We start from the raw sequence: 12,546 nt of genomic DNA, 5'->3' as shown, positions 1-12,546 counted from the left end.
ACGGGACCGCGCGTTTGCTCTGAAGACATTATAGCAAAGCTGGTGCGTATCCGGAAGGGGGAGTTGCACGTGGCATAGAATGATTCCGTACACCGATGCTCATGTGGTCGGTAGAGCTGAAACCAGAGCAGGGACCAAGGCTCACAAAGGCCGATATGACTCCGGATGCCGCAAACTGCTTTGCGGAGGCTGTTATACGACGCGCTCGCGGATGATGGCGCTCAGGTAATCCATGATGGAGACGACGATGGCGATGGCCCACACGGCGGTGGCCGCCTGCCGATACTGCAACAGGTTGATCCACTGGATCAACAGGAAGCCGATGCCGCCACCGCCCACGAAGCCGATAACCGTGGACATGCGCACGTTGATGTCCCACCGGTAGATGGTGAAGGCGATAAACGGCGGGATCACCTGGGGGATCACGGCGTACACGATGGTCTGCAGCCGGGTGGCGCCGGTGGCGGTGACCGCCTCAATGGGCCCCGGATCGATGCTCTCGATGGCCTCGGAATAGAGCTTGCCCAGCGCGGCGATGGAGTGCAGCGTCAGAGCCAGCACGCCCGCATAGGGTCCGATCCCCACCCATACAGCGAAGATGATGGCCCAGATCAACGGCTCGATGGCCCGCAGGATGTTCAGGATCAGTCGCACCACGTAGTAGATCACCGCCCCCACGGGGTGGCGCGCCATCAGGTTGCGCGCGGCCAGGAAGCTTACCGGGACGGCCAGGACCACGCCCAGCGTCGTGGCCATCAGAGCCAGGAAGATGGTCTCCAGCATCTTCTCTTTCACCTGGATGGCCGTCTCGGAGATTTTCAGTTCCCCCTCCTCCCAGGTGAGGAGTACCTCCGCGCCGAAGAGGCCGGTCTGCCCCGGCAGAGCCGTCTTCGGCACCTCGAACTCCAGGAAGATGCGCCCCTCCGCGTCCGTGCGGGCGGCGCTGAGCCGGGTCGCGTTCCCCAACGGATCCAGCCAGCGGATTTGGGCGACGGTGTTCGGATGCAGGTTGCCCCCCTCCAGCGTCACGTGGGTGCCCGGGTCGCCGCAAGTGGGGGTGATGCGCAAGTAGGGCCGGTCGCTCGGCTCGACGGGGGGCGGAGGCGTCTCTGGGCAGGGGATCACGAAATCGGCGACGACCCGTTGCTCCCGCTGCTCACGGGTCAGGATCTCCGGACGCAGCAGCTCAGAGACCAGGGGGCGGACCAGGTGGGCGTCGGTGACCAGGACTTTCGGGTTGATCTCGGTGATGATCCAGCCTACCCCGTAGGACAGGGCCAGGAAGGCCAGCAGGGCCAATCCCCACGACGTGGTGTACCAGGAAGGTGGGCGTTGTAGCCGCTCCTCGATCGCACGTTCCTGGGCGATCACCACGGTGCCTGAGAGGCGATCGTGCCAGGCGAGCCAGGCGCGATCGCCCAGCGCCCATAGATGCCCGAGGCCCAGAGGGAGCAGGCTCAGGTTCCAGCCCAGGAAGCGGATCAGCCGTTGCGAGAGGGTGGGGCGGCTCCCGTCGGGGCGGATCAGGTTCGTGTTGAGCACCCGGGCGGCCAGGGAGCGGGTCAGGCTCTCCCACAGGACGGTGAGCTCGACGATCAGGATGAGGGCGACCCACCAGGGGAGATTGGGATGGAGCGTGTTCAACGCATCCACGTGGCTGGTCACGTATCCGAAGGCCCAGTAGAGGTAGCCGACGAAGAAGAAGTCCAGCAGGAAGGTGGCGAAGCGCAGTTGCAGATATCGGAGCCGGGTGGTCAGCGTGCGGCGGGTTCGTCGGCTCTCCGGCATCAACAGGGCGATGAGCTGTTCGTCGCTCGGGAAGTCTTTGGGCATGGGGGCCTCCTGATCGGGAACTCCGGCGGGATGGGGATCAGACGATCTCCACGTCCTCGGCCTCTGGGCCGTAGATCTCTCGGAACCGCTGGCGGTCCAGCGCCTCGGGCGGACCGTCGTATACCAGCCTTCCCTCCTTCAGCGCCAGGATTCGTGTGCCGTAGCGGCGGGCCCAGCTGGGGATATGCAGGCTGCAGATCACCGTTAACCCATCCTCCCGGTTGAGCTGCTCCAGATAGCGAAGGATGCTGTGGGCCAGGACGGGATCCAGGCTGGCGACGGGCTCGTCGGCCAGGATCAATTTGGGCTCCTGCATCAGCGCCCGGGCGATCCCCACACGCTGTTGCTGGCCGCCGGAGAGGGTGTCGGCCCGGTTGTACGCCTTGTCTGCGATGCCGACCCGCTCCAGGTTGCGCATGGCCCGTTCGACCTCCTCTCTGGGAAACAGGCCCAGGGCAGAGGTGAGCGGGTTGAGGTACCCGGATCGGCCGGTCAGCACGTTCGTGAGCACCGTGGAGCGCTCCACCAGGTTGAACTGTTGGAAGATCATGCCGATGCTGCGCCGGATGCGACGCAGCTCGGCGCCGGACGCGGCCGTCACGTCTACGCCGTCGAAGATGATCTTCCCCGACGTGGGCTCGATCAGGCGGTTGATGCAACGCAGAAGCGTGGACTTGCCCGATCCGCTCAGCCCCAGCAGCACGACGAACTCGCCGTTCTCGACGGTGAAGGAGACATCGGTGAGCGCCCTGGTGCCGTCCTCATAAATCTTCGTCAGGTGCTGGACTTCGAGCATGGGTCTCTCCGTGGCTGAGAGTGTGCCTGAAGATTTATCGACGAGGTGTCTGAGGTCTGGCAGGTCGGAGGTGGGAGAAAGGCCTTTTCCGGAGGGACGAAGCTCCTCCGGGCCCTCCCCATAGCAGGGAGCAACAGGACTTCTCAGACACGCTCTGAGTTCTGGAAAATCGGCAGGTGGTGTGATGATACAATAGTTGGGCGGCTCAGACAAGGGCGAGCTCGCCAGCCCGCCGCCTCGCTGTCTCGTCGCTATCCTCTTAACCCTCGAAGCTGGTCCACCGCCTCCGCCGTGCGGGCGATGAGCCCCGCCAGCAGCGCCGTTCGCGGCACGATGGAGTCCACCTCCAGGTACTCGCGAGGGCTGTGGTCGTCGCCGCCGATGGGGCCCAAGCCGTCCAGCACGGGGGTGCCGCCGGCTGCGCAGAAGTTCCCGTCCGAGCGTCCGCCGGTGCTGGCCTCGGTGAGCGTGAACCCGAGCTGCCTCGCCTCCGCCTGGGCCAGCTTGGCCAGCAGGGCCGTGGCTGGTGTGCGGGGCATCGGAGGGGTGAATCCCCGGCTGCTCAGGATCACCTGTGTGCCCGGCACGGTCGGATGCATGGCCTCGGCGTGCAGGCCGGCCCACACGGCCTCCTGATCCTCCACGCTCATGATCCGGACGTCGATGGCGGCCTCGGCGTGGTCCGGGACCACGTTGCTGCGGGTCCCGCCGCGGGCTACACCCACGTTCACGGTGGTGCCGGGGCGCACGCCGTTCAGCCGGTGAGCGGCGACGATGAGATGGGCCAGCTCCAGGATCGCGCTGGCGCCTTTCTCGGGCTCTACGCCGGCGTGCGCTGCCCGCCCGAGCACCCGGACGCGAATGGTGCCGCCGCCTTTGCGCTCCGTCACGATGCTCCCGTCCGCTCGCGCGCTTTCCAGCACGAACGCGGCGTCGGCCCGGTTCGCCAGCGGCGTGTACAGGCGGCGGGAGGCCGGCGATCCCACCTCCTCCTCGCTGTTACAGAAGAAGGCGATCTCCTCGAAATCTTCGAAGCCGGCCTCCCGCAGGGCGCGCAGGGCGTAGACGCCGGTCAGCAGCCCGCTCTTCATATCTGCCACCCCGGGACCGTAGGCCCGGTTGCCTTCGATGCGTAGCGGTCGCTGCGCGGCCGTGCCATCGGGGTAGACGGTGTCCAGATGCCCCAGGAGCAGCAAGCGTAGCCGGCCGTTGCCGCGCAGCCGGCCGACCACGCAGTCGCCGTAGTCCGTCAGCGGGATGCGCTCGACTTGACAGCCGATCGACTCCAGATGTCCAGCCATGATGGTGGCCGCCCGGTCCACGCCGGCCTTGTTGTGGCTGCCGCTGTCGAATTCCACCAGCTCTCGCAGATCGGCCATATAGTCGGAGAGGTGTTGCTCCAGATAGGATACCGGGTTCATGGGCTTGGCTCCTGTGATGTGAAAGGCGAAAGAGGAATCTCGTTATCCGTCATGCATCGCTGCGTGTAGTGCCTGGTCCAGATCCGCCTGGATATCCTCTACGTCCTCGATGCCCAGTGAGAGGCGTAGCAGGTTGTCGTGGATGCCCAGGCGGGCGCGCTCCTCCGGTGGTAGCGAGCGGTGGGAGGACATGGCCGGGTACAGCGCCAGCGAGTACACGTCGCCCAGACTGGTGGCGGGCAATATCAGGCGCAGGGCTTCCAGGAAGCGGAAGACCTCCGGCGCTCCGCCGTCCGCCAGCTCGAAGCTGACGACGCCGCCGTAGCCTCGGCCGCCGAACAACCGAGTGGCTAGCTCATGGTGAGGATGCGAGGGCAGGCCGGGGTAATGGACACGTGCGACGGCCGGGTGGCCGTCCAGCCACTGCGCGATGGCCAGCGCGTTCTGACATTGGCGCTGCATGCGCAGCGGCAGCGTTTTGAGGCCGCGCAGGATCAGCCATGCCTCGTGAGGCCCGAGGACGCCGCCCACCAGCTTGAGGAGCTCGTGTAGGGATTGACGCCGGGGCCGGCTGGTGGCGATCACGCCGCCCAGCACATCGCCATGGCCGCCCAGATATTTGGTGGCGCTATGGACGACATAATCGGCGCCGTATTCCAGTGGTCGGCACAGCCAGGGGGTGGTGAACGTGGCGTCTACGATGACATCGGCCCCCGCCGCATGTGCGCGCTCGACGACGGCGGGCAGATCAGCCACCTTCAGCAATGGATTGGAGATGGTCTCCAGTAGCACCGCTACCGGGCGTTCTCTGGCCAGCGCCTGCTCCAACGCGTCCAGATCGCTCATATCGACGAAGCGAACGCGTACCCCCTGGCTGGCCAGAAGCTCGCTGAGGAGGGTGTAGGTAGCTCCGTAGCAGTCCTGGGCGGCGATCACGGCGGCGTTGCCGCTGGCGCCCGCGTCGAGCAGGGCCAGGTGGAGGGCCGCCATCCCGGAGCCGACGGCCAGGGCTGCGCCGGCGCCTTCCAGCGAGGCGATAGCGGCCTCCAGCGCGGTTCCCGTGGGTGTGCCGTAGCGGGCGTAGACGGGGCCGGGCCGCTCGCCTCCCAGCACGGCGTCCAGCTCTGAGATGCTTTCATACAGGTAGCTGACGCTGGGGGTGATGGGTGAGGCGACGGGGGTGGCCTCTGCAGGGAAGAGGCGTTCGCCTGCGTGCACGGCGCGGGTGGCGAAGCCGATGTCGGGGGGAAGTGGACGCGGCATGGAGGAACCTCCCTTAGATGGAACATAAAAAGAAATGGTGAGCCCAGCAGGAATCGAACCTGCAACCCGCGGCTTAAAAGGCCGCTGCTCTGCCAATTGAGCTATGGGCCCACCTGCTGTGAGTATACGCGAAACCGGGGGGAATGTCAATATGGCGTGGTTGCGCCCACGCTGGGACATTTTGACTTCCGGGCCCATCTCGTGTAAAATCAGACCGACCGGTCGGTTTGATTTTGAAAAAGGGGCGATCATGGCACGACAACAGCGCAGCATCGAAACCCGTTCCCGCATCCTCCGCTCGGCGGCCCAGTGTTTCGCGGAGAAGGGTTACGAGGCGACCAGCGTCTCGGATATCTGCCAGCGGGCGGGCGTCAGCAAGGGGGCCTTCTATCACCATTTCCCCACCAAACAGGCGGTCTTCCTGGCCCTGCTATCCTCCTGGCTGACGCAACTGGAGGATGACCTCTCCGCGGAGATGGCCCGGGTTGACTCGGTTCCGGAGGGGCTTCTCGCCATGGCGGGGACGGCCCGCCGCGTGTTTCAGGAGGCGGAGGACCAGCTCCCCATGTTCCTGGAGTTCTGGGCTCAGGCGGCCCGGGATCCCCAGGTTTGGGAGGCGACCATTGCCCCGTATCGGCGGTTTTGGACCTATTTCGCCCGGATGGTGGAGTCGGGCATCCGGGAGGGCTCCCTCAAGGAGGTGGATCCGGAGATCGCCGCGCGGGTGCTCGTGTCCCTGGCCGTCGGGATATTGCTGCAGGCGTTGCTCGACTCCGATGGGGCCGACTGGGGACAGGTCGCCCAGGAGGGGATGCGGATGCTGCTACAAGGTTTGGAGAAAGGGAAGGAAGCATGAAGGTATTGCTTACCGGCGCGTTTGGGAATATCGGTCAGGGGACGTTGGAGGAACTGCTGAGGCGTGGGCACACGGTTCGCTGCTTCGATCTGCAGAGTCGGGACAACGAGCGAGCGGCGCGGCGCTTTCACGGGCGGATCGAGGTGTTCTGGGGGGATCTGCGGCGGCCGGAGGATGTGGCAGCCGCCGTGGTGGGACAGGATGTGGTCGTGCATCTGGCCTTTGTGATCCCCAAGCTTTCGGCGACGGGGATCGAGAGCGAGAAGCAGCCGGACTGGGCGTATGGGATCAACGTGGAGGGGACGCGCAACCTGTTGCAGGCCATGCGGGCCATCACGCCGTCTCCGCCCAGGATCCTGTTCACGTCCTCGTATCACGTCTACGGCAGGACGCAGCATTTGCCGCCCCCGCGCCGGGTGGCCGACCCGGTAGACCCGTTGGAGCACTATGCCCGGCACAAGGTGATCTGTGAGCAGCTGGTGCGAGAGTCGGGTCTGACGTGGGCCATCTTTCGGCTGGCGGCCGCGCTGCCCGTGCGGCTGATCCTGGACCCGGGCATGTTCGATGTCCCGCTGAGTAACCGGATCGAGTTCATTCACCCGCGGGATGTGGCCCTGGCGATCGCCAACGCATTGGAGAGCGATGAGGTCTGGGGCAGGATGTGGCTCATCGGCGGGGGGCCGAGGTGCCAGTACACCTATCGAGAGATCGTCTCCCGGGTGCTGGGCGCGGTGGAAATAGGCATGTTGCCGGAGGATGCCTTCGCTACCGCTCCCTATAGCACCGATTGGCTGGATACCACGGAGAGCCAACGCGTGTTACGCTATCAGCGGCGCGACCTGGAGGACTACGTGCAGGATATGAAGGCTGAATTGGGCTTTCGTCGACATCTCGTTCGAGCCTTCCGCCCGCTGATCCGATACTGGCTGCTGCGCAAATCGCCGTACTGCCGCGATGGTAGGAGGATGCTACGCTGGGCGTTCAGCAACAACGCGGGATGAGACAGGGGTGAGGGCGTACGAGGATGTGAGCAGCAGGGCGGTGAGGCGAAGGCCCCACCGCCCTTTTGTTTACTGCTTACAGGATCTCCACGAGCTGAATATCGAAGGTCAGATCCTTGCCCGCTAGAGGATGGTTGGCGTCGAGGGTTACCGTGGTTTCCGAGACCTCGGTGACCATGACGATCACGGTCCCTCCGTCCTGGAGGCCGACCTGGAACTGCTGCCCGATCTCTGGCTGTACCCCCATGGGGAACTGGCTACGGCTTACGACCAGGACCATCTCTTGGCGATGGGGACCGTAAGCGTCGTCCGCCGGGATCACGGCGGTCTTCGACTCGCCTGGGCTCATCCCGACGACGGCCTGCTCAAACCCCGGGATGACCTCGCCTACGCCGATCGTGAACTGAAGCGGCTCACGATCCAGAGAGCTATCGAAGACCGTACCATCTTCCAACTTGCCCGTGTAGTGCACCCGGACGGTGTCACCCTGTTTTGCTTGTGTCATTCCTCTCTCCCTTCTTGGAGGACCTCATAAAAATAGGTTATCGTGAACCATTATGCCTTATCACGCCCACACTGGCAAGCTGGCGTGTCCAGAGTCGCAGGACGGTGGTGAACCCCAAAATCTGTTGATCTTCGCATGGTGAAAGAAACATGCGGGCCGCGTCATTCGTTTCGGATAAGGGCGACCCACCGGGGCGCCCTATTCGCTCTCGCCTTTTCCCTGCCTGGTTGGGGCTTGGGTCGGTGGCCTCCGGCCCCACGGGGCAGGTGAGGGGCTGAAAATAGAGTCCTTCGGAGGGGCTGACGCCCCTCCGAGCCACCCCAGAGATGCGGGACCACGCTTCCGTGTCGCTTAACTTGATACCAACTCCACAAGGGGAGGTGTGGAGGGGGCCTCCCCTCCACGGAAAACCCCACTTTTCCGGCCTGCACCTGCCTTTCTCGGCCCTTTCCGAAGGACTCGGGCCGAGGCTGGGCAGGTCGAAGGCGGGAGAAAGGCTTTTTCCGGAGGGGTGGAGCTCCTCCGGGCCTCCCCACAGCGGAAGCAACGGTATTTCCTAAGCGAAGATCAATAAAAGGAGAGGGGGGCCTCATGGCTCAAAGTGGGCCCTCTCTGGTAGAATGGGGGACGCATTCCTGTTGTGGAGGGCGACATGGAACTCAAGGGGAAGACCGCGCTCGTCACGGGAGGCGCTCACCGGGTGGGCAAGGCCATCGTGATGGGATTGGCGCGAGCCGGGGCGAACGTCGTGATCCACTATCACACCTCGGCTGACGCCGCCGAGGAGACGGCCGAGGAGGCGCGAAGGCTTGGGGTGGCCGCGTGGCCGGTGCGGGCGGACGTGTCTGATCTCCGACAGGTGGAGGCCATGATGGCGGCCGTTGAGGAGCGCTTCGGGGTGGTGGACGTGTTGGTGAATAGCGCCTCCCGCTTTGAGAAGACCCCGTTTCCCACCAAGGATGTGGACGCATGGCACCGGGTGGTGAACATCCTGGTGCATGGCTCCTTTTATTGCGCCAACGCCGTGGCCCCCGCGATGCTGGAGCATGGCGAGGGCGTGATCATCAATATCCTCGACCTGGCGGCCTGGGAGCCGTGGCCCGACTTCGTCGCCCATGGCGTGGGAAAGGCGGCCATGTGGGCGCTCACCCGGCAGTTGGCGCTGGAGCTGGCCCCGGCGGTGCGGGTGAACGCGGTGGCCCCGGGGCCGGTGCTCCCGCCCTCGGGCCTCACGGAGGCCCAGATCGAGCGCATTGCGCGCAGAACGCTGCTCCGCCGGTGGGGCACGCCCGAGGATGTGGCCGAGGCGGTCCTGTTCCTGATCCGTTCCGATTACATCACAGGGGAGGTACTCGTCGTGGATGGTGGCGAGCGGTGCGCTCGCTACTATGGTGAGAGGCCGTAGCGCCGATGATCCCTCAGCGCCTCGTCCTCAGTCGGGGATCTAGCAGGTCGCGTAGCCCATCGCCCAGCAGGTTGAATCCCAACACCGAGAGCATGATCGCCATGCCCGGGAAGAAGGTCAGCCACCACGCCTGGGCCATGTAGCGGCGGCCGGACGAGAGGAGCAGCCCCCATTCGGGCTGGGGCGGCTGGGCTCCCAATCCGATGAAGCTGAGCCCGCTTCCCGCCAGGAGGATGGTGCCCATGTGCAGCGTACACAGCACCGTGATCGGCGAGTAGAGGTCGGGCAGGATGTGGCGCGTCAGCAGGCGGCGATCCGTCATCCCGATGGCTCGTGCGGCCTCCACGTAGAGGGCATGCCGAACCGAGAGAGTGGTTCCCCGCGCCACGCGATACAGCACCGGCACCTCCATGAACCCCAGGGCGATGATCGCGTTGGTCAGCGAGGGGCCCAGCCGGGCCACGATGATGATGGCCATGAGCAGCCCCGGAAACGCCAGCCAGGTATCCATCGCCCGGGAGAGGAGATGATCCAGCCAGCCGCCGTAGTACCCGGCGAGCAGCCCCAGCAGGGTGCCCAGCAGGGTGGAGATGGCGATCCCGCCCAGCGCCATCCCGGCGGCGGTGCGCGCCCCGGTGAGCACCCGGCTGAAGAGGTCCCGCCCAAAGGCATCGGTGCCGAAGGGGTATTGGCTGCTGGGCGCGTGCAGGCGGGGCCCGACGTTCATCTCGTCCGCCGGGTAAGGGGCGATCTGCGGGCCGAGAAGCGCCCCGAAGATCAGCGGGGTGAGCAGGAATAGCCCCACTATCGCGTTGAGCGGAAGCCGGCGGCGTCTCCTTCTCACTGGCGCGGGCGCGTCTGTGTGGCCCGAGATCGGGTGGGAGGGGCGAGGGAAGGCCCCTTCGCCCCACTTGCCGGGCTTGCTGATCTGCAGGGCTTTCATACGGCCTCGTACCGGACTCGAGGATCCAGGGCGGCGTGTGCCACGTCCACCAGGAAGTTGACGGTCAGGTAGGCCGTCGCCATCAGCAGCGTGGCGCCGACGACGACGGGCACATCCCGATCGAACACGGCCTGCACGGTGAGCCGCCCCAGGCCGGGCCAGCTGAAGATGGTCTCCACGATGAACGCGCCGCCCAGCAGGCGGCCGAACTGCAGGCCGACCAGGGTGATCACCGGGATCAGGCCGTTCCGCAGCACGTAGTGCAGGAACACATAGTTCCGTCGGAGCCCCTTGGCATGTCCTGTGCGCACGTAGTCCGCCGTGCGCACGTCCAGGATGCTCGATCGCAGGAGGCGCGCCAGCACGGCGGCGCTGGGCATGGCCAGGCTGATCGCCGGGAGCAGCAGGTGCGACGGGCTCCCGGCTCCCACGACGGGAAGCCATCCCAGCTTGATGCAGAAAAGCGCGATGAGCAGCAGGGCCAGCCAGAAGTTGGGCATGGACAGCCCCAGCATGGCGCCGCTCATGACGATCACATCCAGCCAGGATCCCGGCCGTGAGGAGGCGATCACCGCTGCCAGCGTGCCCAACAGCACGGTGAGCCCTGTGGCCGCCAGTGCCAGCACCACCGTGTACGGGAGGCGCTCCAGGATCAGGTCGGCGACGGGGCGCTCCGTCATCAGGGAGCGCCCCAGGTCGCCGTGCAAGATCGCTCCGGCCAGAAACCGCTCGTAGCGGACGATCAGGCTTGCGTCCAGCCCCATGGCTCGTTGCAGCTCCTCCTTCTCCTCCGCCGACGCGCTGTCATCGATCAGCACATCGACGGCGTCCCCCGGCGCGATGTCCAGGGCGCCGAAGGTGAAGAAGCTGATGACGAGCAGGACCAGGAGCCCGCTGGCCAGCCGCCGGAGCAGATAGCGCAGCACCGATCACTCCTCTACAACGTACGCATCCTGGAGCAGGACCCTCCCCTGGGCGACCACCTTGGCCCCTCGGATCCTGGGGCCGAAGGCGATGTAGTCCTCCGGGACGTAGAGGGGCTGCCACGGGGCGTCCTGCATGATGAGCTTCTGGATCTCCACGTAGATGCGCGCCCGGGCCTCCGGATCCATCTCCTGGATGCCCTTCTCCAGCAGCGCGTCGACTTCCGGGTTGCTGTAGGCCACTCGGTTGGTGCTGCCGATGCGGGATGAGGCGAAGAAGATGTTCAGCGCGTCCGCGTCGCTCCAACCGTAGCGCCACAGCAACAGGTCGAAGTCCCCTTTCGCCGTGCGCTTTCGGACGGCGGCGGACTCCAGTTGCTGGATCTCGACGGGGATCCCCAGCGCCTTCAGCTGCCCCTGGATCACCGTGGCGACGGCCTCATTGGGCGCTCGCGTGGAGGTCAACAGGACGGCCTTGAGCGTCTCCCCATCGCGGGACCAGGTGCCGTCCTCCGCCTGTTGGAACCCTGCCTCCTCCAGGAGCGCCCTGGCTTGATCCAGATCATATGCGTACTCGTACTCCTTGAGCGATGGATCGAACCCTGGCAGGCTGGGGGGCAGCGGGGCGAAAGCGGGCGTTCCCCGGCCGTCCAGTGCGGTCTCGATGATCTCGGACTTGTTGATGGCATGGGAGAGCGCTCGTCGCACCAACGGCTCATCGAACGGCGACTTGCGGCAGTTGAACCCCAGGTAGATGAGCTCGTGTAGCACCGTTCGCTCTAGCCGGATATTGGGGTCCTGCTCCAGCAGGGCGATGTGGGCGGGATCGTTGACGAACATGATGTCCACCTCGCCCGCCTGCAGCGCCGCGACCTGGGTGGTGGCCTCCGGGATGATCTTGAACACCAGTTTATCGATGTACGGCGGCCCGGGGTTCTCTATCGACGGCGGTGGCCAGGCGTAGTCGGGGTTGCGCACCAGAGTCACCTGCACTCCCGGCTCCCACGACTCCAGTTTGAACGGTCCCGTGCCCACGGGCTGTTGCCCGAAGGCCTCTCCCGCGGCCTCCACCGCCGTCGGGCTCAGGATGCCCGCGTAGGGCTGGGAGAGCGTGGTGAAGAACATGGCGTATGGGCGCTCAAATCGGAACCGTACCGTCAGGTCATCCACCGCCTCGATGGCGCTGACCGCTCGGAAGCTGCCGTAGATGGGGGACCGGCGTCCCTGCTCTTTCAGTCGCTGGAAGGTGAAGACCACCGCATCAGCGGTCAGCGGCGTGCCGTCGTGGAAGGTGACGTCGCTTCGCAGCGTCATGGTGATCGTCAGCCCGTCCGGGGCCACCTCCCATGACTCGGCCAGGTATGGGTGGAACGTGTTGTCCGGCGCCCGGTATACCAGCGAGTCGTACAGATACGGCAACATCAAATTGGCGCCCGCGCTGGGCGATCCGTGCGGATCCAGCGAGCGCGGCTCGGATGTGATCGCCCGGGTGACGACGCCGCCGCGTCGTGGGCCCTCGGCCGCGGGCTCGGGCGCCGCGGTCTCGGCGCCTGCCGTGGCGGCCGGGGGCTGGGCTGGCACGCAGCCGACCACCAGCAGC

At 65.7% G+C, this 12,546-nt stretch carries 11 protein-coding genes and 1 tRNA gene; 3 read left to right on the top strand and 9 right to left on the bottom strand.

The features are described from left to right. Window positions 1–192 precede the first annotated feature (192 nt). The 5 genes from phnE to GXP39_12410 form a co-directional block, all read right to left on the bottom strand. Window positions 193–1,833: a phosphonate ABC transporter, permease protein PhnE gene (gene phnE, locus GXP39_12430; GenBank protein NOZ28843.1), complete on the bottom strand. Its 1,641-nt coding sequence runs from the start codon at window positions 1,831–1,833 to the stop codon at window positions 193–195. A gap of 37 nt (window positions 1,834–1,870) precedes the next feature. Next, window positions 1,871–2,629: a phosphonate ABC transporter ATP-binding protein gene (gene phnC / locus GXP39_12425; protein NOZ28842.1), complete on the bottom strand. Its 759-nt coding sequence runs from the start codon at window positions 2,627–2,629 to the stop codon at window positions 1,871–1,873. Window positions 2,630–2,880: 251 nt separating this feature from the next. After that, entirely contained in the window at window positions 2,881–4,050 is a 1,170-nt protein-coding gene (locus GXP39_12420; protein ID NOZ28841.1) for a M20 family metallopeptidase, read from the bottom strand. Window positions 4,051–4,092: 42 nt separating this feature from the next. Then, a complete protein-coding gene (locus GXP39_12415) occupies window positions 4,093–5,313 on the bottom strand; it encodes a PLP-dependent transferase (protein ID NOZ28840.1) in 1,221 nt (406 codons plus the stop codon). A 35-nt stretch (window positions 5,314–5,348) separates the two neighbouring features. After that, window positions 5,349–5,424: transfer RNA gene (locus GXP39_12410), tRNA-Lys, on the bottom strand. Between the two features lie 139 nt (window positions 5,425–5,563). On the opposite strand from GXP39_12410, the gene GXP39_12405 reads away from it, so the two are divergent. Together GXP39_12405 and GXP39_12400 are read left to right on the top strand one after the other, a co-directional pair. After that, a complete protein-coding gene (locus GXP39_12405; GenBank protein NOZ28839.1) occupies window positions 5,564–6,169 on the top strand; it encodes a TetR/AcrR family transcriptional regulator in 606 nt (201 codons plus the stop codon). After that, window positions 6,166–7,170, top strand: coding sequence for an NAD(P)-dependent oxidoreductase (locus tag GXP39_12400; GenBank protein NOZ28838.1), 1,005 nt, complete (start codon window positions 6,166–6,168; stop codon window positions 7,168–7,170). The genes GXP39_12405 and GXP39_12400 overlap by 4 nt, the downstream gene beginning before the upstream one ends. Window positions 7,171–7,246: 76 nt before the next feature. Here the strand turns inward: GXP39_12400 and GXP39_12395 are convergent, their stop codons facing one another. Then, a complete protein-coding gene (locus GXP39_12395; protein NOZ28837.1) occupies window positions 7,247–7,675 on the bottom strand; it encodes a peptidylprolyl isomerase in 429 nt (142 codons plus the stop codon). Window positions 7,676–8,327: 652 nt separating this feature from the next. Here GXP39_12395 and GXP39_12390 point away from each other — a divergent pair. Then, complete coding sequence (locus tag GXP39_12390; GenBank protein NOZ28836.1) at window positions 8,328–9,080, top strand: SDR family oxidoreductase; 753 nt, start codon at window positions 8,328–8,330, stop codon at window positions 9,078–9,080. 13 nt (window positions 9,081–9,093) lie between these two features. Here GXP39_12390 and GXP39_12385 read toward each other — a convergent pair whose 3' ends face one another. The 3 genes from GXP39_12385 to GXP39_12375 form a co-directional block, all read right to left on the bottom strand. Continuing rightward, entirely contained in the window at window positions 9,094–10,023 is a 930-nt protein-coding gene (locus tag GXP39_12385) for an ABC transporter permease (GenBank protein ID NOZ28835.1), read from the bottom strand. Next, window positions 10,020–10,949 carry an ABC transporter permease gene (locus GXP39_12380; GenBank protein NOZ28834.1) on the bottom strand — a complete coding sequence of 310 codons (930 nt, stop codon included), beginning with the start codon at window positions 10,947–10,949 and terminating at the stop codon, window positions 10,020–10,022. The genes GXP39_12385 and GXP39_12380 overlap by 4 nt, the downstream gene beginning before the upstream one ends. Window positions 10,950–10,952: 3 nt before the next feature. Beyond that, window positions 10,953–12,546, bottom strand: a 1,594-nt coding sequence (locus GXP39_12375; protein NOZ28833.1) for an ABC transporter substrate-binding protein, incomplete at its 5' end; no start/stop codon positions are given.

Source organism: Chloroflexota bacterium, assembly GCA_013152435.1.
In the GTDB taxonomy this organism is placed as follows: Bacteria; Chloroflexota; Anaerolineae; order DUEN01; family DUEN01; genus DUEN01.
This window is presented reverse-complemented; position numbering and strand designations above follow the sequence as displayed.

Coding starts and splice junctions, on each gene's coding strand:
- GXP39_12405 (NOZ28839.1), top strand. CDS start 5,564: ATGGCACGACAACAGCGCAGCATCGAAACCCGTTCCCGCATCCTCCGC.
- GXP39_12420 (NOZ28841.1), bottom strand. CDS start 4,050: ATGAACCCGGTATCCTATCTGGAGCAACACCTCTCCGACTATATGGCC.
- GXP39_12390 (NOZ28836.1), top strand. CDS start 8,328: ATGGAACTCAAGGGGAAGACCGCGCTCGTCACGGGAGGCGCTCACCGG.
- GXP39_12400 (NOZ28838.1), top strand. CDS start 6,166: ATGAAGGTATTGCTTACCGGCGCGTTTGGGAATATCGGTCAGGGGACG.
- phnE (NOZ28843.1), bottom strand. CDS start 1,833: ATGCCCAAAGACTTCCCGAGCGACGAACAGCTCATCGCCCTGTTGATG.
- GXP39_12415 (NOZ28840.1), bottom strand. CDS start 5,313: ATGCCGCGTCCACTTCCCCCCGACATCGGCTTCGCCACCCGCGCCGTG.
- phnC (NOZ28842.1), bottom strand. CDS start 2,629: ATGCTCGAAGTCCAGCACCTGACGAAGATTTATGAGGACGGCACCAGG.
- GXP39_12385 (NOZ28835.1), bottom strand. CDS start 10,023: ATGAAAGCCCTGCAGATCAGCAAGCCCGGCAAGTGGGGCGAAGGGGCC.
- GXP39_12395 (NOZ28837.1), bottom strand. CDS start 7,675: ATGACACAAGCAAAACAGGGTGACACCGTCCGGGTGCACTACACGGGC.